This window comes from Isoptericola sp. NPDC056578 (assembly GCF_042793275.1).
In the GTDB taxonomy this organism is placed as follows: domain Bacteria; phylum Actinomycetota; class Actinomycetes; order Actinomycetales; family Cellulomonadaceae; genus Isoptericola.
This window is the reverse complement of the sequence record NZ_JBHTVC010000067.1, coordinates 1-19,735: the sequence shown is the minus strand read 5'-3', so window position 1 is coordinate 19,735 and position 19,735 is coordinate 1. Positions and strand designations below refer to the sequence as shown.

The 19,735-nt window shown below is 75.1% G+C and carries 20 protein-coding genes, 2 rRNA genes and 1 riboswitch; of the genes, 10 read left to right on the top strand and 12 right to left on the bottom strand.

Annotation, left to right across the window (positions count from 1 at the left end; translation table 11 throughout):
• Positions 1-185 precede the first annotated feature (185 nt).
• The 6 genes from ACFQ80_RS19590 to ACFQ80_RS19565 are packed head-to-tail and all read left to right on the top strand — an operon-like array spanning position 186 to position 6,243.
• Positions 186-1,019 carry an STAS domain-containing protein gene (locus ACFQ80_RS19590; protein WP_430551491.1) on the top strand — a complete coding sequence of 278 codons (834 nt, stop codon included), beginning with the start codon at positions 186-188 and terminating at the stop codon, positions 1,017-1,019.
• Complete coding sequence (locus ACFQ80_RS19585; protein ID WP_430551492.1) at positions 1,016-1,423, top strand: STAS domain-containing protein; 408 nt, start codon at positions 1,016-1,018, stop codon at positions 1,421-1,423. Before ACFQ80_RS19590 ends, ACFQ80_RS19585 begins: the two co-directional genes overlap by 4 nt.
• On the top strand, positions 1,420-1,839 hold the full coding sequence (locus tag ACFQ80_RS19580) for an ATP-binding protein (RefSeq protein WP_430551493.1): 420 nt from the start codon (positions 1,420-1,422) through the stop codon (positions 1,837-1,839). The genes ACFQ80_RS19585 and ACFQ80_RS19580 overlap by 4 nt, the downstream gene beginning before the upstream one ends.
• A complete protein-coding gene (locus ACFQ80_RS19575; protein ID WP_430551494.1) occupies positions 1,836-2,876 on the top strand; it encodes an ATP-binding protein in 1,041 nt (346 codons plus the stop codon). Before ACFQ80_RS19580 ends, ACFQ80_RS19575 begins: the two co-directional genes overlap by 4 nt.
• Positions 2,873-4,636, top strand: coding sequence for an ATP-binding protein (locus tag ACFQ80_RS19570; protein ID WP_430551495.1), 1,764 nt, complete (start codon positions 2,873-2,875; stop codon positions 4,634-4,636). The genes ACFQ80_RS19575 and ACFQ80_RS19570 overlap by 4 nt, the downstream gene beginning before the upstream one ends.
• A complete protein-coding gene (locus ACFQ80_RS19565) occupies positions 4,633-6,243 on the top strand; it encodes a SpoIIE family protein phosphatase (RefSeq protein WP_430564824.1) in 1,611 nt (536 codons plus the stop codon). The genes ACFQ80_RS19570 and ACFQ80_RS19565 overlap by 4 nt, the downstream gene beginning before the upstream one ends.
• On the opposite strand, the gene ACFQ80_RS19560 is transcribed toward ACFQ80_RS19565, so the two are convergent.
• Positions 6,222-6,836 (bottom strand): dihydrofolate reductase family protein, encoded by a 615-nt coding sequence (locus ACFQ80_RS19560; protein WP_430564823.1) that lies wholly within the window; start codon positions 6,834-6,836, stop codon positions 6,222-6,224. The genes ACFQ80_RS19565 and ACFQ80_RS19560 overlap by 22 nt on opposite strands.
• 97 nt (positions 6,837-6,933) lie before the next feature.
• Here ACFQ80_RS19560 and ACFQ80_RS19555 point away from each other — a divergent pair, with 97 nt between their 5' ends.
• Positions 6,934-8,073 (top strand): PrsW family intramembrane metalloprotease, encoded by a 1,140-nt coding sequence (locus ACFQ80_RS19555; RefSeq protein ID WP_430551498.1) that lies wholly within the window; start codon positions 6,934-6,936, stop codon positions 8,071-8,073.
• Here the strand turns inward: ACFQ80_RS19555 and ACFQ80_RS19550 are convergent.
• Positions 8,036-8,518 carry a DUF6069 family protein gene (locus ACFQ80_RS19550; protein ID WP_430564822.1) on the bottom strand — a complete coding sequence of 161 codons (483 nt, stop codon included), beginning with the start codon at positions 8,516-8,518 and terminating at the stop codon, positions 8,036-8,038. The two genes, ACFQ80_RS19555 and ACFQ80_RS19550, sit on opposite strands and share 38 nt — an antisense overlap.
• A 165-nt stretch (positions 8,519-8,683) precedes the next feature.
• Between ACFQ80_RS19550 and ACFQ80_RS19545 the strand changes: the two genes are divergently transcribed.
• Positions 8,684-9,931, top strand: coding sequence for a sensor histidine kinase (locus ACFQ80_RS19545; RefSeq protein ID WP_430551500.1), 1,248 nt, complete (start codon positions 8,684-8,686; stop codon positions 9,929-9,931).
• Positions 9,928-10,644: a response regulator transcription factor gene (locus tag ACFQ80_RS19540; protein WP_430564821.1), complete on the top strand. Its 717-nt coding sequence runs from the start codon at positions 9,928-9,930 to the stop codon at positions 10,642-10,644. Before ACFQ80_RS19545 ends, ACFQ80_RS19540 begins: the two co-directional genes overlap by 4 nt.
• 3 nt (positions 10,645-10,647) lie before the next feature.
• Here the strand turns inward: ACFQ80_RS19540 and ACFQ80_RS19535 are convergent, their stop codons facing one another.
• The 4 genes from ACFQ80_RS19535 to ACFQ80_RS19520 are packed head-to-tail and all read right to left on the bottom strand — an operon-like array spanning position 10,648 to position 14,768.
• Positions 10,648-11,094, bottom strand: coding sequence for a hypothetical protein (locus ACFQ80_RS19535; protein WP_430564820.1), 447 nt, complete (start codon positions 11,092-11,094; stop codon positions 10,648-10,650).
• Positions 11,081-11,926 (bottom strand): ABC transporter ATP-binding protein, encoded by an 846-nt coding sequence (locus ACFQ80_RS19530; protein WP_430564819.1) that lies wholly within the window; start codon positions 11,924-11,926, stop codon positions 11,081-11,083. Before ACFQ80_RS19530 ends, ACFQ80_RS19535 begins: the two co-directional genes overlap by 14 nt.
• The gene (locus ACFQ80_RS19525; RefSeq protein ID WP_430564818.1) at positions 11,926-13,713 is read right to left on the bottom strand and encodes an ABC transporter permease; all 1,788 of its coding nucleotides are present in this window, start codon (positions 13,711-13,713) and stop codon (positions 11,926-11,928) included. Before ACFQ80_RS19525 ends, ACFQ80_RS19530 begins: the two co-directional genes overlap by 1 nt.
• Entirely contained in the window at positions 13,689-14,768 is a 1,080-nt protein-coding gene (locus ACFQ80_RS19520) for a thiamine ABC transporter substrate binding subunit (RefSeq protein WP_430564817.1), read from the bottom strand. The genes ACFQ80_RS19525 and ACFQ80_RS19520 overlap by 25 nt, the downstream gene beginning before the upstream one ends.
• A gap of 71 nt (positions 14,769-14,839) precedes the next feature.
• Positions 14,840-14,944: riboswitch (TPP riboswitch) on the bottom strand.
• A 156-nt stretch (positions 14,945-15,100) separates the two neighbouring features.
• On the opposite strand from ACFQ80_RS19520, the gene ACFQ80_RS19515 reads away from it, so the two are divergent.
• Positions 15,101-15,367 (top strand): DUF4235 domain-containing protein, encoded by a 267-nt coding sequence (locus ACFQ80_RS19515; RefSeq protein ID WP_430564816.1) that lies wholly within the window; start codon positions 15,101-15,103, stop codon positions 15,365-15,367.
• Between the two features lie 25 nt (positions 15,368-15,392).
• On the opposite strand, the gene ACFQ80_RS19510 is transcribed toward ACFQ80_RS19515, so the two are convergent.
• From ACFQ80_RS19510 to ACFQ80_RS19485, 6 genes are all read right to left on the bottom strand, one after another.
• Positions 15,393-16,172: a PAS domain-containing protein gene (locus ACFQ80_RS19510; RefSeq protein ID WP_430551507.1), complete on the bottom strand. Its 780-nt coding sequence runs from the start codon at positions 16,170-16,172 to the stop codon at positions 15,393-15,395.
• 177 nt (positions 16,173-16,349) lie between these two features.
• Positions 16,350-17,276, bottom strand: coding sequence for a sulfite exporter TauE/SafE family protein (locus ACFQ80_RS19505; protein WP_430551508.1), 927 nt, complete (start codon positions 17,274-17,276; stop codon positions 16,350-16,352).
• Between the two features lie 186 nt (positions 17,277-17,462).
• Positions 17,463-17,918: an RrF2 family transcriptional regulator gene (locus tag ACFQ80_RS19500; RefSeq protein WP_430551509.1), complete on the bottom strand. Its 456-nt coding sequence runs from the start codon at positions 17,916-17,918 to the stop codon at positions 17,463-17,465.
• Positions 17,915-19,177: an AGE family epimerase/isomerase gene (locus ACFQ80_RS19495; protein ID WP_430551510.1), complete on the bottom strand. Its 1,263-nt coding sequence runs from the start codon at positions 19,175-19,177 to the stop codon at positions 17,915-17,917. Before ACFQ80_RS19495 ends, ACFQ80_RS19500 begins: the two co-directional genes overlap by 4 nt.
• A gap of 134 nt (positions 19,178-19,311) precedes the next feature.
• A 5S ribosomal RNA gene (rrf, locus tag ACFQ80_RS19490) occupies positions 19,312-19,428 on the bottom strand.
• Between the two features lie 123 nt (positions 19,429-19,551).
• Positions 19,552-19,735, bottom strand: a 23S ribosomal RNA gene (locus ACFQ80_RS19485); the annotation flags it as partial.

The window sequence follows — 19,735 nt, the reverse complement described above, 5'->3', positions numbered from 1 at the left end:
TGAACATTCCACGCGTGGTAACACCGGCCCCCCGGACGGCGAGCGGGTTAAATCTGCGGCAGCGCGTGTAACGCACCGCCGTACACGGCTGCGAGCCCCCACCCCGGTGCGGCAGCGCTCCCGTCGCTGCGTACACTGACCGCGGTCGAGAACACGGCCCCCCTCTCGTCCGGAAGGATCCCGCGATGACTGCTGTCGCGCCGAGTGCCCTGGCACAGACCCTCGTCGACCACGCGGAGAGCGTCCGCCCCGCCTGGCTGGACGCCGCCGTGCAGGAGCTGCGCGGTCGCACCACCCGGGGCGAGCTCGAGCGCGAGCAGTCCGACATCTACCAGGCCCTCGTCGACGGCCTGCAGGCCGGTGGCACCGCCCTGCAGTCGGAGGCCTTCGACCAGCTGCGCGGCATCCTGGCGGACGTCTCCGCCGCGCGCGCCCGGCTCGGCTTCACGCCCCGGGAGACCGCCGTGGGCGTGTTCGCCCTCAAGGAAGGGCTGTACGGGCTGGCCGGTTCGGCCGACGCCATGACGCGCTTGGTACCGCTGCTGCGCCTCGTGGACGAGCTCGGGCTGTTCACGTTCGAGGCGTTCGCCGCCGCCCGCGAGTCGATCATCAGCGAGCAGGCCGAGCAGCTCCTCGAGCTGTCGACCCCGGTGGTCAAGCTCTGGGAGGGCATCGTGGCGGTCCCGCTGGTCGGGACCCTCGACTCCGCGCGCACCCAGGTCGTCATGGAGAAGCTGCTCAACACCCTCGTCGAGACGGGCAGCACGCAGGCCATCATCGACATCACCGGCGTGCCGGCGGTCGACACCCAGGTGGCCCAGCACCTCCTGCGGACGGTCGTCGCGGCGCGCCTCATGGGCGCGGAGTGCACCATCAGCGGCATCCGCCCCCAGATCGCGCAGACGGTCGTCGCGCTCGGGATCGAGTTCGGGGACATCCGCACCCGCGCGACGCTGGCGGACGCGCTCGTGGACGCACTGCGGGAGGGTCGCCGCTCGCACATCGAGGTGACCGCGTGAGCGACGCCGTCCCCATCCTCAAGATCGGGTCGACGCTGCTCGTCTCGATCCAGGTGGACCTCCAGGACGACACCGCGCTGCAGCTGCAGGAAGACCTGGCCGAGCGCATCACGCGCACCGGCGCGCGCGGCGTCGTCATCGACATCTCGGGCCTGGAGATCGTCGACAGCTTCATCGGCCGGATGCTGGCGTCGGTCGCCGCGATCTCCCGCGTCCTCGACGCGCAGACGGTGGTCGTCGGCATGCGGCCCGCCGTGGCCATCACGATGGTGGAGCTCGGCCTGTCCCTCGGCGGCGTCCGCACGGCGCTGGACGTGGAGCGCGGCCTCGCGATGCTCGCCCCGGCGCAGGAGTCCGCCGAGAGCGTGCTGCTCGCGGCGGCTGCCGAACGAGCGTCGAGATGACGACCGCGCCCTCGGCCACGACGACGGAACGGCTCGAGGTGCGTGCCGACTCCGACGTGGTCAGGGTCCGACAGCTCGTCCGCACGGTGGCACAGCAGGCACGGCTCTCTCTCGTCGACCAGACGAAGCTCGTCACGGCCGCCAGCGAGCTCGCCCGCAACACGCTGGTCTACGGCGGCGGCGGCGAGGTCGAGGTGGAGCTCGTCGCGGACGGCCGACGGTCCGGGGTCCGGGCCGTCTTCTCCGACGAGGGGCCGGGCATCGCCGACCTGGACCTCGCGCTGACGGACGGCTGGACCAGCGGGAACGGGCTGGGCCTCGGGCTGTCCGGCTCACGACGGCTCGTGGAGCAGTTCTCGATCGACACGGCACCGGGAGCAGGGACCCGGGTCGAGATCGTGACCTGGTCGCGATGATCTCCCCGTCGGGGTCGTCCTCGCCCGACACGGCGGTCGCCCTGGAGGCCGGGGTCTGGCACACCGTCGACCATCCCTCCGCCGTCGGCGCGGTCCGGCGCGCCGCGACGACGGCCGCGCTGAGCCTCGGCCTGGGCGAGTCGCGCGCCGCGGAAGCCGGACTGGTGGTGTCCGAGCTGGCGTCCAACCAGACCCGGCACGCCGGCTCGGGGGCGGTGTCGCTCCGCGTCCGTCGTTGGGACGGCCATGCCGCGCTCGAGGTGCTGGCGGTGGACTCCGGCCCCGGCATGCGCGACCTCGCCGCCGCGATGCGCGACGGTGTGTCCTCGCGCGGCACGCTCGGCATCGGGCTCGGCACGCTGCCGCGGCTCACCAGCTCGTGGGACGCCTGGTCGGCGCCCGGGCAGGGCACGGTGGTGGCCGCCACCTTCGCGTCCCCCGGAGCCCGGCCCGACCCCGCACCGGGGGCGGGACTGACCCGGCCGATGACCGGGCAGGTCGTCTGCGGTGACGCGTTCGCCCTGCGGACGGACGACGGCGTGACCTCGGTCCTCGTCGCCGACGGGCTCGGCCACGGTCCGCTGGCCGCCGTCGCCTCGCAGTCGGCTGTCCGCGCGTTCCTCGAGGCGCAGCCGGCAGGCCCGGCCGTGCTCCTCGACCGGGTGCACGGCGCCCTGGGTGGCACGCGCGGGGCGGCGGTCTCCGTCTCGCGGGCGGAGCACGGGACGCTGCGGCACGCCGGGCTCGGCAACATCGGCGGCACCGTCCAGGGCGGCGGCCGGTCGCGAAGCCTCGTGAGCCAGCCCGGCATCGCCGGCACCCATGCCCGGGCCGTCCGCGAGGTCGTCGTCCCCGTCAGCCCCGGCGACCTGCTCGTGCTGCACTCCGACGGGCTCACCGACCGCGCGAGCCTGGCCGCCTACCCGGGGCTCAGGGAACGCGCGCCCCTCGTCGTCGCGGGCCTCCTGATGCGCGACTTCGCCGTACGACGGGACGACGCGTGCGTCGTGGTCGTCCCGCTGGGAGGCACCCCGTGACGACAGCCGACACCCCGCTCCTCGCCACCCGGCTCGAGAGTGACACCGACCTGCTGGCCCTCCGCCGCGCGGGCCGCGAGATCTCGCGCGCCATGGGCCTCGACGTCCACCACCAGGTGCGGGTCGCCACCGCGCTCTCCGAGGTCGGTCGTGCCGCCGTCGCGCTCGGGCCCGTCGAGGTCACCATCGGCCTCGACCGGGGCGCCCGGCCGCTCCTGCGTGCGGACCTCGAGTCGGCCGCCGGCCTGACCACGACCGGCAGCGCCGCCGACGGCGGCGTCCCCGCGGCGCGGCGCCTCGTCGACGAGGTCGTGCTCGGCGCCGACGGCCGCCACGTCACCCTCGTGGTGGAGCTGGGGGCCTCCGCGCCCCTCGACGCCGCGACCACGGACGCGCTGCGCCGCGCGATCACCGTCGGCTACGGCGCCAACGCCCTCGACGAGCTGCGGGTGCAGAACGCCGAGCTGCTGCGCACCCACGACGAGCTGGTGGCGCAGCGGGAAGAGCTCCGCCGGCTCAACACCGAGCTGGAGGAGACGAACCGCGGCGTCCTCGCGATGTACCACCAGCTCTCCGCGGAGCTGGAGGAGACCAACACCGGCGTCGTCGCGCTGTACGCCGAGCTCGACGAGCGCGGCCGGGAGCTGGCGGCCGCGAACGAGGCCAAGTCGCGCTTCCTGCGCAACGTCAGCCACGAGCTGCGCAGCCCGGTCAACTCCATCATCGGACTGACCTCGCTCCTGCAGGCGTCGACGATGGCCGGGGACCAGGCCGAGCAGGTGGAGTTCGTGCGCGACAGCGCGGCCACGCTGCTCACCCTCGTCGACGAGCTCCTCGACCTCGCGCGCGCGGAGGCCGGGCACCAGGACGTGGCGCCCGCGCCGATCGACGTGCCGGCGCTGCTCGACGAGCTCCGGGGCACGACGCAGCCCCTGGTGCGCGACGGGGTGGAGCTGGTGGTCGCGTGCGAGCCCGGGCTGGCGCTCGTCAGCGACCGGCGTCTGGTCGCGCGCGTCCTGCGCAACCTCCTGACGAACGCCGTCAAGTTCACCGAACGAGGCAGCGTACGGCTCGACGTCCGCGTCGAGGGCGACGCCGTCCGGTTCGTCGTCGAGGACACCGGCCTGGGGATCGGGCCGGAGCACCTGGACGCCGTGTTCGAGGAGTTCGTCCAGGTGCCCAACCGGCTCCAACCGAGCGTCCGGGGCACGGGCCTCGGCCTGCCCTACGCCCGGCGCACCTCCGAGGCCCTCGGCGGGACGCTGACGGCGCGCTCGGCGCCCGACGTCGGCAGCACCTTCACCGTCGTCCTCCCCGTCGAGCCCGCAGCCCCGGCCGAGCTCCCGCCGGCCGTCCCGACGACCGCACGCTCCCTCGGCGCGGCATCGCCGGGCGCCGCGACCGGGCTCGGGCACGTGCTGGTCGTCGACGACGACCGGTCGTACGGCGCGTACGTCGCGGGGCTGCTGCGCGAGGACGCCGACCGCGTCAGCGTCGCCCACGACGGGCGGCACGCGCTCGCGCTGCTGCGGGACGCCCGTGCCGACGCGGCCGTCGTGGACGTGCGGCTGCCGGAGCTCGACGGCGTGGGCCTGCTCGTCCGCCTCCGGGCCGAGCACCCCGACCTGGCCGTCGCGCTCATGTCCAGCGGCCCCGCCCCGGAGCAGACGGGGGTGGAACGGCCGGCGCCCTTCCTGCCGAAGTCGACGCTCGACCGCACCGCCCTCACCCGCGCGCTCCGCGACGGCGGTGCCCCATGACACCTGCCGACCGCACCGTCCTCGTCGTGGACGACACCCGCGCGCACCGCTACGTCATGGCGACATGGCTGCGGGGCGCGGGCTTCGACGTGCTCGAGGCCGGGACCGGCGCGGACGCGCTGGACCTCGTGGCGGCGACGATCGACGCGGTGGTCCTCGACGTCAACCTCCCGGATCTCACCGGGACCGAGGTCTGCCGCCGGATCAAGTCGGACCCGCGGACCGCCCACGTGCCGGTGCTGCACGTGTCCGCCACCTCCATCGACGCCGCCGCACGGACCGCAGGGCTGGACGGCGGCGCCGACGCCTACCTGCCCGAGCCCCTCGACCAGGACGAGTTCCTGGCCACCGTGGGCGCCCTGTGCCGCACGCACGACGCCCACCGGGACGCCGGGCGCACCGCGCGCCGGCTCGAGGCGCTCGCCGACGCGCTCGCTCCCCTGCACCAGGCCCGCACCCAGGAGCTCGTGGCCGACCTCGTCGCCCAGGGCGCCTGCGCCGTGCTCGGGCGCCCCGCCGTGGCGATGGTGGTCGTCGACCCGCAGACCGTGGTCCGCGCGGTGTGCCCCGCCCCGGACGCGCCTCTGGTGCGCGGGCGCGGGACGCTCCCCGTGCTGCCGCCGGGGCCGGTCTCGTCGGCCACGTTCGGCCCCGACGACGTGCCCGACCACTGGGTCCCGCTCCTGGCCCATGCGGGCGTGCCGCGGTCGGCCTGGTGGACGGTGTGGCTGCGCGACGCCGAGGGCACGCTCGTGGGCGGGCTGGCGCTGCAGGCCGACGACGCCTCCAGCAGCCCGTCGACGGAGGAGCGCGAGGTCGCCGCCCGGTTCACCGAGGCCATCACCGTGGCCCTCCGGAACCTCAAGACCTTCGCCGAGGAGCACCGCATCGCGATGGCCCTCCAGCACCGGCTCCTCCCCTCCGGCCTCACGGTGCGCGGCGGTGTCGAGGTCGCCGCCCGCTACGAGGCGTCGGACGAGCGCCTCGACGTCGGCGGGGACTTCTACGACGCCTTCGACCTGCCCGACGGCCGGGTCGCCGTCGTGATCGGGGACGTCCAGGGACACTCGCTGCGGGCGGCCACCGTCATGGCCGAGGTCCGCCTCACCCTCCGCGCCTACCTGCGCGAGGGGCACGATGCCGCCCGGGCGCTCGACCTGCTCAACGACTCGCTGCGACAGGACCACCCGGAGCTCACCACCGTGTGCGTCTGCGTCATCGACCCCGCGGACGGCAGCGTCGAGATGACCGACGCCGGCCATCTGCCGCCGCTCGTGGTCCGGACCGACGGGACGGTGGTCGCGGAGAAGTCGCCTGCCCGCCTCCTGGGCCTGGCGAGCCCTGACGAGCGGCCCGCACGGCGCGACGCGCTGGGCCCGGGCGACCTCCTGGTGCTCGTCACGGACGGGCTCGTCGAGCGCCGCGACCGCACCCTGCGGGAGGGCATCCACGAGCTCGTGGACGCGGCCCGCACGCTCGCCGGGCTGGCCCCCGCGGACGTGTGCTCACGCCTGGTGGACAGGTTCGCCGACGCCGGTCGGGAGGACGACGTCGCCGTCGTGGTCGTCCGTCGGGTGCACGACGCTCAGTCGCCGCTCGGCACCTGACCCTTCACGTCGTCGTACCCCGCCAGGCTCGGTAGCTCGCCTGGCGCGTAGACGAGGCGGACCACGCCGGTCGGGAAGGCCTCCGACCGGCGCAGGGCCAGCGGGTAGACCGTGTCGCCCTCGTCGAAGAGGCGCGCGCCGCGGCGGGCCACGACCGGGTGCACCAGCAGGCGCAGCTCGTCGAGCAGACCTGCCGCGAGGAGCTGGCGCACGACCGACAGCGACCCCGGCACGAGGATCTTCTCCACGCCGTCCTCGGCCTTCAGCACCTCGACGGCGGCCGACAGGTCGCCGTGGAGGCGCTCGACGTGGCGCCAGCCGAGGTCGTGCGCCGAGCGGGTCACGACCACCTTGCGCATGTCCCCCAGCCGCCGGGCGAACGCCGCGTCCTCCTCACCCGCCTCCTCCCGCCCGGGCCACGCGCCGGCGAAGCTGTCGTAGGTGACGCGGCCGATCAGCAGGACGTCGGTGTCGCGGTAGTCGTCGTCGACGGCGCGGGCCATGTGGTCGTCGAAGTAGGGGAAGTGCCAGGCGGGGTCGATCTCCGCGACGCCGTCGAGCGAGATGAACAGGGTGGACACGACCGTGGCCATGAGGGCTCCTCCGGGACGGGCGGACGGCGGGGCCGACCCGGTCCGCTGAGGAGATCATCGCGGTGCCGCCGGCCCGTCGCACCTAGGATCAAGGCCTATGCCGGCCCTGGACCCTCGCGCGATCCTCGACCGGCGGCCCACGCGCCGCCCGTCGGTGGGCGTCATCGTGACGATCGCGGTGTCGTCGGCGTGCCTGCTCGCCGCGCTGGTGGTGACGTCGGCGGAGGGCCCGACGTTCCTCGAGGGCCTGTTCCTCGCCGTCCTGCCGCTCCCCCTGCTGCTGGCGGGCGTGCTCGCCCTCGACCGCCTCGAGCCGGAGCCCCCGGACGCCCTGGTGCTCGCGTTCCTGTGGGGCGCGGGCGTGTCCGTGCTGGTCGCGATGGGGATCAACACGGCCGGGCTCACGCTGCTGTGGACGCCGCTGCTCGGCCAGGAGGAGGGGTTCGTCGCGACGGCGGTCGTCACCGCGCCCGTGGTCGAGGAGACCCTCAAGGCGCTGGTCCTCGTGGGCATGCTCTGGTTCCGTCGGCACGAGCTCAACGGCCCCACGGACGGCATCATCTACGGGTCGATGGTGGGCCTCGGCTTCGCCACGGTGGAGAACATCCACTACTACACGGTGGCGGGCCCGGAGGGGCTGGCCGCGACGTTCGTGGCGCGCGGGCTCCTGTCGCCGCTGATCCACCCGCTGTGCACGTCCCTCACCGGCCTGGGGATCGCGACGGCGGCGCTCGCCCCGCGCGGCTGGGCGCGGGTGTGGCCCGTGCTCCTCGGCCTGCTCGGCGCGATGACGTACCACGCGCTGTGGAACGGCGCCGCGTCGCTCGGCGTCGAGGCCGTCGTGGCCGTGTACCTGCTGGGCCTGGGGATCGTGGTCGGGCTGCTCGTCGTCGTGCGCCGCGACCGCGCCCGCATCGTGGGGCTCATCGGGCAGCACCTGCCGCAGTACGGCCCGCTGGGTGTCGTCGCCCTGCCGGACGTCGTGATGCTCACGTCGCTGACGCGGCGCCGCCGGGCCCGCGCCCGGGTCCGCGCGGCGGGCGGCCCCGGCCCGGCCCGCGCGATGCGCGACTACCAGCAGGCCGCGACCGAGCTGGCGATGCTGCACCGCCGCCTCGACCGTGGGCTGGTGGACCAGGTCGGGTTCGAGCGGCAGCGCGGCCCCCTGCTCGCGCTCATGCTCGCGGCCCGGAAGGTGTTCACGCCGCTCTGGCGCCCCGAGGCCGCGCCCCGCTGAGGCCCAGCATGATCACGCCGCCCACGGCGAGGTGCTCCAGCAGGAGCAGCACCGTCGCGCCGGCGTTCGCGGCCCCCAGCGGGCCCAGCAGGGAGACGAGCAGGACGGCGCCGCTCAGCACCAGCCAGGCACGCCGCCCACCGCTCGGGCGGCGCAGCAGGAGCGCGCGGACGCCCCACCCGCCGAGGGCCGCGGTGAGGCTGGTGGCGATGACCAGGGAGATCGTGACCTCGAGGGTGCCCGAGCCCGCCCGCACCTGCGGGTCCACGCCCGCCAGCGTGCCGACGAGGTAGACCACCGCGCCGGCCAGCACGGCGCCCACCACGACCGTCCGCGGACGGTTCCACCACGCCCGGTCGCGCCACGAGCGTCCGGCCGGGCCTCCGGGGGTCCGGCCCTGCGCGCCGGTGCCGGTGATGTCGGTCCTGCCCTGCGTCCCGTTCATGTCGTCCCCTCCTTCGCCGCCGGCACCCTGCCGACAGGACGACGCTCCCGCGCGCACCGCAGGTCGCGCGCCCTGCCGTGGTCGGTCGTCGTCGCGCCGTCCGGCGGGAGCACCCCCGACTTTCGTCGGTGTCGCCGGCGGGAGGTCCGCCGTAGCGTCCCGGTCATGACCAGCACCGACAGCACCCCGACCCCCGCCGCGGCACGCCCCGGCGGCTGGGCGGAGTTCGACCCGTGGGCGCCGTCGGACCCGGGCCCGCCCCCCGCCCCGCGCGGGGTCCTCGTGCTGGCGTGGGCGCTCGTCGCCGCGCTGACGGCGGCCGCCACGTTCGCCGTGGCGGACGCGGCACCGGTGCGCGGCACCGGGACGATCACGGTCCTGGTGCCGGCAGGCGTGGACGTCGCCGTCGGCGTCGCGGCGGTCGCGCTGGTCCCCCTGCTCTTCACCCGGCGCAGCGTGGTGGCCGCGGTCGCCCTCGCCGTCCTCGCCGCGGTCTCGGGGGCCGCGACGCCAGCTTCCACCGTCGGCACGCTGCAGGTCGCGCGCTGGTACCCGGTCCGCACGGCCGCGTGGGTCGCCGGGGCGGGCGTGCTGGGGCACGCCGTCCAGGCGCTGTGGCGGCCCGTAGGGCTCCCCCTCGGGTGGTGGCTCCTGTGCGACGTCGCGGTGCACGCCGCGCTCTTCGGCTGGGGCGCGTACGGCCGTGAGCGCGCCCTCGTGCTGTGGTCGCTGCGCGACCGGGCGCGCCGGGCGGAGGCCGAGCAGGAGCGGCGGGTCGCGGAGGCGCGCACGGCCGAGCGCACCCGGATCGCCCGCGAGATGCACGACACCCTCGCCCACCGCCTGTCCCTCCTGGCCGCGACCGCCGGCGCCATGGAGTACCGCCCGGACGCCGACCCTGCGCAGCTCGCCGCCGCGGCGGGGCGGGTCCGCGCCGGCGTGAGCGACGCCCTGGAGGACCTGCGGCAGGTCATCCGCCTGCTCCGCGCCGGCCCGGAGGATCTCGGGCCGGTACCCGGCCTGGACGACGTGCGCCGCCTCGTCGACGACTCCCGCGCGGCCGGCACGGACGTGACCTACGAGCGCACGGGCGACGACAACCCTCCGGCCGCCGTCGCGACCGCCGTCTTCCGCGTGGTGCAGGAGTCGCTCACGAACGCGCGCCGCCATGCGCCCGGTGCCGCCGTCCGGGTCACGGTCTCGACCACCCCGGGCGAGGTCCGGGTGCGCGTGGCCGACGACGGCGCGGCACCCGGCGCCGTCGCCCCGGACGGGGTCGGCACGGGCACGGGGCTGGTCGGGCTGCGCGAGCGGGCCACGCTGCTGGGCGGCACGCTGGCCGCCGGCCCGGACGCCGGTCCCGCCGCGTCGCGCGGCTTCGCGGTGGAGGCGTGGCTACCGTGGGACGCGTGACGACGACGCCCGGGCCCGGCCCGCTCCCCACCGCCGGACCGGCGGGCGGCCCCGCGGACGCCGTGACGCCCGTGCGGATCGTGCTGGTGGACGACGACGCGCTGGTGCGCGCGGGCCTCCGTCTGATGCTGGACGGCGCGCACGGCATGACGGTCGTGGCCGAGGCGGCCGACGGGGCCGAGGTGCCCGGAGTGCTCGACGCCCACCCGGCCGACGTCGTCCTCATGGACCTGCGCATGCCCGGCGTCGACGGCATCGCGGCCACCCGGCGGGTCCGCGCCCGCCCGTCGCCGCCCGCCGTCGTCGTGCTCACCACGTTCGACACCGCCGAGGAGGTGGGCGGCGCGCTGCGCGCCGGGGCCGCGGGCTACCTGCTCAAGGACATGCCGCCGGCGCGCATCGCCGCCGCCGTGCACGCCGCCGCCGCGGGCGAGCCGGTGCTGGCCCCGGACGTCGCGCGGCGGCTGATGGCCGCCGTCGCCGGCTCGGACGGGTCGCGCGACCGTGCCCGGGCCGCCCTGGACGTCCTCACCGCGCGAGAGCGCGACGTCGCCGTCGAGCTGGGCCGCGGCGCGTCGAACGCCGACATCGCGGCCCGCCTGTACCTCAGCGTGCCGACGGTGAAGGCGCACGTGTCGAGCGTGCTCGACAAGCTCGGGCTGGAGAACCGCACCCAGGTCGCCCTGCTCGTGCACGACGCCGGCGAGGCGTAGGGCTCAGCCCTCGACGAGGCCCGACTCCCAGCAGCCCTGCGGCTCCGAGGTGGTCACCGTGCCCGGGCACGACCGGTAGGTCCAGATCTGGTCGCCGAACGTGTCCCGGGTGCCGTCGACGTAGACCTCGAGCCCGTCGATCCCGGGACCCACACGGTGGTATTCGACGATCGGGTCACCCTCGACGGTCAGGGAGCGTACGAGGAGCTCCGCCCCCTCACCGCGGGCCGCCGCCTCGTCGAGGCAGGCGAACGCGTCGGCCAGCTCCGCCTTCGGCTCGCCCTCGCCGAGGTCCGGGCGCGCGGTCACCTCCCCGCAGGTCGGCAGGGGCTCGCGGGCGGCGAAGACGTCCTCCCCGTCGCCCGGGCCGCACGCGGCCAGCAGCCCGAGGCACGCCACGCCGCACGCCGCCGCGGAGAGCCGCCGGCTCCGGCCGTCAGACCACGTCATGCCCCGATGATGTCGTCACGGCCGCAGTTCTTGCACCCGTCGTCTCCGAACCATCAGCGGTGCCGGCGGCGTCGTCGTCGGCGGCGGACAGCCCGAGGAACTCCGCCACCCGCGGGCTCGCCGGCGCGCGCAGCAGCACGTCCGGCGCGTCCACCTGGAGCAGCCGCCCGGCGTCCATGACGGCGACCCGGTCGGCGACGGTGAACGCCTCGTCGTGGTCGTGCGTGACGAAGACGGCGGTGGTGCCGGTGGCCTTGAGGGTGTCGCGGACGTCGACGGCGAGCCGCTCGCGCAGGCGTCGGTCCAGGGCGGACAGCGGCTCGTCGAGCAGCAGCAGGCGCGGACGCGGCGCGAGCGCGCGCGCCAGCGCGACGCGCTGCTTCTCCCCGCCGGACAGCGTCGCCACGGACCGGCCCGCGTACCCGGCCAGGCCCACGTCGGCGAGCAGGTCGGCGACGCGCGCGGCCCGCTCGGCGCGGGGCACGCCCTGCGTCTCGAGACCGTAGGCCACGTTGCGGCCGACGTCCCGGTGCGGGAAGAGCTGGCCGTCCTGGAAGAGCAGGCCGAAGCCGCGCCGGTGCACGGGCACGCCCGCGAGGTCCGCGCCGTCGAAGGCGACCGTGCCGCCCGCCAGCGGCTCCAGCCCGGCGACGGCGCGCAGCAGCGACGACTTGCCGCAGCCGCTCGGCCCCAGCAGCGCGACGATCTCGCCGGCGGCGACGTCGAGCGACACGCCGTCCACCGCGACCGACCCCGGTCGACGGCGCGCGGCGCCGTACCGCACGACGGCGTCGCGCACGGCGAGCCCCGTCGTCTGGCGGGCCTGCTCCATCAGAACTCCCCTCCGGGCCGGTCGCCGCGAAGGCGCTCGGCCACCATCATGACGGTCGCGGTGAGCACGGCCAGCACCACGGACGCCGCGAGCGCCATCCCGTAGTTCTCGGCCCCGGGCCGCCCGATCAGGCGGTAGATGACCACCGGCAGGGTGGCCGTGTCGGGGCGGGCGAGGAACGACGTCGCGCCGAACTCGCCGAGCGAGACCGCGAACGCGAACCCGATCGCCAGCCCCAGCGACCGCGCGCCGAGCGGGCCGTCGACCGTCCGTAGCACCCGCCCGGGCGCCGCGCCCAGCGTGGCGGCCGCCTCCCGCAGCCGCGGGTCGATGGCGCGCAGCACCGGCAGCATCGTGCGCACCACGAGCGGGATCGCGACGACCGCCTGCGCGATCGGCACCAGCGCGCCGGAGGTGCGCAGGTCGACGTCGAGCCCCAGCGGGCGGTCCAGCGTGATGAGGAAGCCGAAGCCCACCGTCACGGCGGAGACGCCGAGGGGCAGCATGAACGCGGCGTCGAGCACGCCGACGGCTCGCCGCAGCCCCGCCCGCCGCGGGCGTCGCGACACGACGAGCGCCACGAGGCCGCCCACGACGACGGCGATCAGCGCGGCCCAGGCCGCGGTGCGCAGCGAGTTGCCCAGCGCCTCCCACACCGTGACCGTCAGGGCGTTGCGCCCGCCGGTGGTGCCGAGCGCCACGTAGTTGTCGAGGCCCCACGACCCGTCGGGCGCGCGCAGCGACCGGGTGACGAGCCCCGCCCCGGGCAGCACGAGCAGCCCCGCCACGACGACGAGGGTGACGAGCGCCGGCGCGACGTCGGTGCCGTCGGCGCCGGCGCGCAGCCGCAGCCGGTGCGCCGACACGCTGTCGCTCGTGAGGTGCAGGGCCCGCTCGCGGCGCGCCCGTGCGCGGGAGCTGACCAGCAGCGCGCCCGCCACCACGACGAGCTGCAGCACCGACAGCACCGCCGCCGAGCGCAGGTCGAGGAACTGGGTGGTGCGCGTCCAGATCTCCGTCTCGATCGTGCCGTAGCGCAGGCCGCCGAGCACCAGCACGACGCCGAACGCCGTCGCGCAGAACAGGAACACCACCGCGGCGGCCGACGCGATCGCCGGGCCGAGCGCCGGCAGCGTCACGGTGCGGAACGCGCGCCAGGGCGTCGCGCCGAGCGCGCGGGCGGCCTGCTCGGCGCGCGGGTCGAGGCGCTCCCACATGCCGCCGACCGTGCGCACCACCACCGCGTAGTTGAAGAAGACCAGGGCGAGCACGATGCCGGCGAAGCTCTCCTCCAGGTGCGCCCAGCCGAGCAGGCCGCCGGGGGCGAAGAGCGCGCGGAACGCGACGCCGACGACGACGCTGGGCAGCACGAACGGCACCGTCACCAGACCCCGCACCAGCGTCCGCCCGGGGAACCTGCACCGGTACAGCACGTACGCGCCCGGCAGGCCCAGCAGCACCGCCAGCAGCGTGCCGGTGAGCGCCTGGGCGAGCGTCTGCCCGACGATCCGCCACGTGCGCTCCTGGGACAGCACCTCCGCGAAGCCGGACAGGTCGAGCGTGCGCCCCGCGGTGGTCTCGGTGAAGAACCCCTGCAGGACGAGCGACACCACCGGCCACGCGAAGAAGACCGCGAGGAAGCCCAGCGGCAGCACGACCGCGGCACCCCAGCCCAGCCACGCGCCCCACCGGTCGGCGCGCCACCGCGCCGCCCGGGAGGCCGGGCGGGCGGCGCTGCGCGGGGCGCGCGGCACGGGGCGCGTCAGCCGACGACCGTCGCCGTCCACTGCTCGATCCACTCGTCGCGGTGCGCGGCGACGTCCGCGGGCGCCACCTCGAACGGCTCGTCGGCCAGGGGGGCGAACTGCTGCCAGTCGGCGGGCAGCTCCACGTCCGGGTCGGCGGGGTACATGTACATCTGGCCGGGCACGTCGGCCTGGAACTCGGGCGAGGTGAGGAAGTCGACCAGCTGCTTCGCGCCGTCCGGGTTCTCCGCACCGGCCAGCACCCCCGCGTACTCGACCTGCCGGAAGCAGGTGTCGAGCATCGCGCTGGTCGTCGAGGACGTCCCGTCGTCGCTCACGGTGAACGCGGGCGACGTCGCGTAGGACAGCGCGATCGGCCGCTGCCCGCCCTCACCGGCGCCGGAGAAGTCGACGTAGTACGCGTCCTCCCAGCTCTCGGCGACCTTGACGCCGTTGTCGCGCAGGTCGGCCCAGTAGGCCTCCCAGCCGTCCGTGCCGAAGGCACCGATCGTCGCGAGCAGGAACGCGAGACCGGGCGACGACGTCGCGGGGTTGGTGACCACGGTGAGGTCCTGGTACTCCGGCTTCGCGAGGTCCTCGAGCGTCGTCGGGGGCGTGACGCCGTGCTCGTCGAACCAGCCGTCGTCGAGGTTCATGCAGACGTCGCCCACGTCGACCGGCGTCAGCGTGCCGGCCAGGTCGTCGGGCGCGTAGGCCGCGACCTCCGGGGCCAGGTCGGCGGGCTGGTACTCCTCGAAGACCCCGGCGTCGACGGCCCTCGACGCATAGGTGTTGTCCACACCGAAGACGACGTCGCCCAGCGGCGCGTCCTTGGTGAGCACGAGCTGGTTCACCAGCGTGCCCGCGTCGCCCGGTGCCACCTGCTCGACGGAGAGGCCGGACTCCTTCTCGAACGCGGCCAGCACCTCGTCGGAGACGGCGAACGAGTCGTGGGTGACGAGCGTGACCGTGCTCGACGCCCCGCTCGCGTCGTCCGCCGGCGTCCCGCCGCCGCACGCCGCCAGCAGCGGCAGGAACGCGACGGCCCCGACCGCTGCTGCCGCGCTCCTGGTCCTGGTCGTGGTGCTCAGCGTCATGCTGTCCTCCTCAAGGTGCGAGAAGGGGGTCCTGCGGGCGCCCGGCACCGTCGTGGTGCTGCCGTCCGCAGGGAACCAGATTCCCGACTTCCTCCACCGGTGCTAACCGGGTCAGGTTCGAGGGTCTGCGGCGGTCCGCACTCTCAGCGCCGGTGGGCGCTCCCCTGTCGTATCAGCACGAGCCTACCCGTCGACACCGCGCTACCGTGGTCCCGTCCTCGGCCTCGGGGTGTGACGTGCCTGACGTGCCGTGACACCGCCCGTCGGCCGTGGACGCCGGACCAGGACGACGCCCCGGCGGTAGCACGCCGGGTCAGACCGAGGGAGAGCACGTGACGGACACCGAGCAGCCGCTGGGCGTGAAGGTCGGCACGGTGGTGCTGACGATCGCCGCCGGATGGGTCGCGCAGAAGCTGATCGGGGTGGTCTGGGAGCGGGCGACGGGCAACGTGGCGCCCACCAACCTGGACGACGACGAGCTCTCCATCGTGCAGGCGGTCACCTTCGCGGCCGTCTCGGGCGGCGTCGCGGTGCTCGCGAAGCGCCTCGCCCGCCAGGGCGCCGGGCGCGCGGCTGCCCGGTTCGTCTCGGGCCGCTGACCCGCCGATTCCCCGCGCGGTCCCGTCAGTGGCTCGCGCGGGGACGACGGCGGGCCAGCTGCGCGTCGTGGCCGTGCGGTCGGTCCACCGGCCGCACGGCGGCGAGCGCGCTGCTCAGGCGGTCCGCCGCGTCCTTCGCGGGCGGTGCCGACCGGACCACCTCCGCCGCCGTGAGCGCGGCGTCCCGGTCCCCGACCGGTCGCGCGAGCTCCTTCATCACCTGCTCCCCCGCCGACTGGGCGGACACGCCGACCTGCGCGCCCGCGTCGGCGAGGACCTCGGTGGCCACCGACTCGTCCACGCCGCAGACGGCCATGATGGCGCCCTTGGCCTGCTCCGCGGCCGCGGCGGCGACGAACGCGCGCGAGACGGCGCGGTGCGCCTCGCGCTCCAGCGCGTCGCGCACGACCGGGCTCGCGTCGATGACGTAGCCGACGATCTGCGACGACGCGCCGTCGCTCCCGTGCCGCCCCTGACCCGTGACGACGACCGTGTGCGTGCGCCCGTGGTCGTCCACGACGCGGTGTGCCCCCGAGAACGGCCGCCCGGCACCCAGTGCGACCACCGCCGTCCGGGAGAGCCGCTCACGGTCGTCCGGGTGCAGGTGGGCGCGCAGCACCTCGGGCCCCGGCGCGACGGAGCCGGGCTCACGCCCGAAGATCCGGAACACCTCGTCCGACCACCACCACTCCCCCGTGGCGACGTCGACCCGGTACCGGCCCACGAGCAGCTGGCTCCCGGCACCCAACAGCTCCGCGAGGGCGACGAGCTCGCGGCGCGGTGTGTCGTTGGGCGTGCTGGACATCGAGGACCACCCCCAGTGCCGTGCAGCTGGGTCCGGCGCGCAGTTCTCCTGGCTCCACCACGGTACCGGGACGGCACGACACCGCCACCGCACGGCGGGTGACGTGCGGTGGCGGTGCTCGGTGGTGCGGTGGCGGTGCTCGGTGGTGCTGTCGGCGCCCGTGACGGGTTCGGACCGTCAGGCGACCGTCGTCGCCGCCGCCTCCGGCTGCTCGCCGGCCGCCTCGGCCCGCTCCTCCGCGACCGCCTTGCGGTGCTGGCCGAACGAGTAGACGACCGCGGCGGCCCAGCCCACGGCGATGATCGCGAGCACCAGGGTGCGCACGCCGTCGCTCACCGGGAACGAGTCGAGGGACAGCAGGGTCCGCACGTTGGTGAGGACGATGATCCCGCCGACGGCGGAGCCGAGGACGCGCGGCGGCACCAGGCGGACGAGCCACGCGGCGATCGGCGCGGCGATCAGGCCGCCGATGAGCAGCGCGAGGGCCCAGGACGGGTTGATGCCCGCGGTCCCGAGACCGAAGAGGAACCCGAGGCTCGCGGCCACGGCCACGAAGAACTCGCTGGTGTCGATCGAGCCGACCACCTTGCGCGGCTCCATGCGGCCGCTCGCGAGGATGGCGGGCGTGCCCACCGGGCCCCAGCCGCCACCACCCGTGGCGTCCATGAACCCGGCGACCAGCCCGAGCGGGGTGAGGAACCGCTTGCGGAGCGGCTGCCCGAGACGGTCCGTACGCAGCCCGCGGAGCGTGAACCGCAGCAGCACGTACAGGCCCAGACCCAGCAGCAGGATCGACATCAGCGGCTTGGCGATCTCGGTCGACAGCCACGAGAGGAAGGTCGCGCCGGCGAACGCGCCGATGGCACCGGGGATGCCGATCTTGATGACGACCTTCCAGTCCACGTTCCCGAACCGCCAGTGCGAGGCGCCGGACGCCAGGGTCGTGCCGACCTCGGCGAGGTGGACGGTCGCGGACGCGGCCGCGGGGTTGGTGCCGATCGCGAGCAGCAGGGTGGTCGAGGTGACGCCGTAGGCCATGCCCAGGCTGCCGTCGACGAGCTGCGCACCGAGGCCCACGAGGGCAAGGAGGACGAGAGTCCGCACGGGGGTTCCCTCCGTTTCGGCGCGGCAGCGGGTCCGCCGCGTCTGCGACGAAGTTACCCGATCGGCTCTATCGGATTCAACGGTCTCAAAAATATGTCCGTATCGCGAGACGAGGTTCTGCGGCGTCGCGTGAACCAGGCCGACGACCGTGCGGCGCCTCTGGCGCCTACGCCGATCCGGCGTGGCTCAGGGGCTGACCCACGCCGATTCCTGCTCGGTCAGCCGGCGCACGACGTCGGGGATCGTCCCGGCCGCGAGGTCCGCCAGGGTCACCTGTTCCAGCACGGCGCGCACGTTCACGCGCAGCGCCACCCACACGTGCAGCAGCGACGCGGCGGCGCCGGTGTACTCCAGGTCGGAGGGCCGCGCGTCGCGCACGAACACCAGCGGCCCGTCCACGGCGCGCACGACGTCGGCGACGGTCACCTTGTCGGCCGGGCGGGCGAGCACGTACCCCCCGCCTGCGCCGCGACGGCTCGCGACGATGCCCTCGCGCCGCAGGTCGCTGAGGATCGCCTCGAGGAAGCGGTGGGGCACCTGCTGCGCGCGGGCGAGTGCCTCGGCCGGGACCGGGCCCTCGCCGGACGCCGCGAGCTCGGCGGCCGCCCGCACCGCGTAGTCGGCCTTCGCGGAGATCCTCATGACGACGCCACCGCGGCGCCCAGTCGCGTGCCGGCCAGCAGCGGTCCGGCCTCTCGGGCGGACGCCGCGAACGACCCGGTGAGCGGCAGGTCCGGCAGGATGACGGCCTGGGCCGCGTGGTAGATGTCGGGCTTGCCGACCCACGTCCGCCCGGAGGGGCGGTTGTCGGTGTCGAGCTCGTGGAACCAGGAGCCGCGCTCGTGGTCCACCAGGTGGGCGTCGATCCACGCCCACCACTCGTCGGCGAGCTCGGCGTAGCGCGCCTCGCCGGTCGTGCGGTGCAGCACGTCGGCGGCCGCGGCCGCCTCGGCCGCCACCCAGTGGAAGCGGCGGGCCTCGACGGGGCTCCCGTTCCAGTCCGTCGTGTAGACGAAACCTCCCGCCGGCCCGTCCCACCCGTCGGCCACGGCGCGGTGGAACAGCTGCCGGGCCGCGTCGGTGCGCTGTCCCTGCGTCCCCCCGGCGACGTCCACCTGCAGGAGCAACCGCGCCCACTCCAGCCCGTGGCCCGGTGTGGCGCCGTACGGCTTGAAGGGGTCGTGCGGACGGTCCGCGTTGTACTCGAGCTGCGGCTGCCACGCGGTGTCGAAGTGCTCCGGGATCCGCCAGTCGTTGCCCGCCGCCCAGTCGATGACGCGGTCGGCCACCACCGCTGCTCGGTCGAGCCAGCGGCTCTCGCCCGTGGCGTCGTGGGCGGCGAGGAGCGCCTCGACGGAGTGCATGTTCGCGTTGACCCCGCGGTACGGGTCGACCGTGCCCCAGTCGCGCGACCGCTCGTCGAGGTGGAGCTGGTGGTCGGCCTCCCAGAACCGCCGGTCGAGCACCGACAGCGCCGCCTCGAGGAGGGTCACGGCACCAGGCGTGCGCGCCACGGTCCCGGTCGACCCGGCGAGCACGACGAACGCGTGGCCGTAGGCCTGCTTGAGCCCGTCGAACGCGTCTCCCGGACCCCTGGAGGCCAACCACCCACCCTCGTCGGCGTCGGCCAGCGTCCGTGACAGGCCGGCGATACCCCGGTCCAGCAGCTCGCCCGCGCCCTCCACACCCAGGAGGTGCCCGAGCCCGAAGGAGTGCGTCATCCGGCACGTGATCCACAGGTGGGCCGGCTGCGCCGGGTCGACGGCCCCGGCGTCGTCGAGCCACCCGGCGGTCCCGTCCCCTCCCAGGGACGGCCGCGCGAAGTCCAGCAGGCTCAGGAAGTGTCGGGCTCGCCACGACGGCGTCGGTCCGGCGGCGGGGAGGTGCGGTGCTCCAGTCACCCGACGAGCCTATCGGCACGCCGCCGCACGGGGTCGCGGGACGCGGACGACGGAGCAGCAGCGTCTGCGGTGGGGTCTGTTCGGGGTATGCGAAAGGCCCACCCCGGTGTGGGGTGGGCCTTTCGTGAATGGGTGTCCGGCGGCGTCCTACTCTCCCACCCCCTCGCGAGGGCAGTACCATCGGCGCTGAAGGGCTAAGCTTCCGGGTTCGGAATGGGACCGGGCGTTTCCCCGACGCTATGACCGCCGTAACAGTATCGAGTTGTCCAGGTCACCCCCTGGTTCCACGGTTGTGGTGGGGGGGTGGTGCCCGTTTCTCGGGAACCGCACAGTGGACGCGAAGCAGTGTTATTGACCAAACAGTGTTTGGTAGGTGTGTGAAGTTGTTGGCTTATTAGTACCGGTCAGCTCCGACAGTCTTTGGTCCTGTCTTCCACATCCGGCCTATCTACCCAGTGGTCTGGCTGGGTGCCTTCACCCCACGAGGGGGATGGAAACCTCATCTTGAAGCAGGCTTCCCGCTTAGATGCTTTCAGCGGTTATCCCTTCCGAACGTAG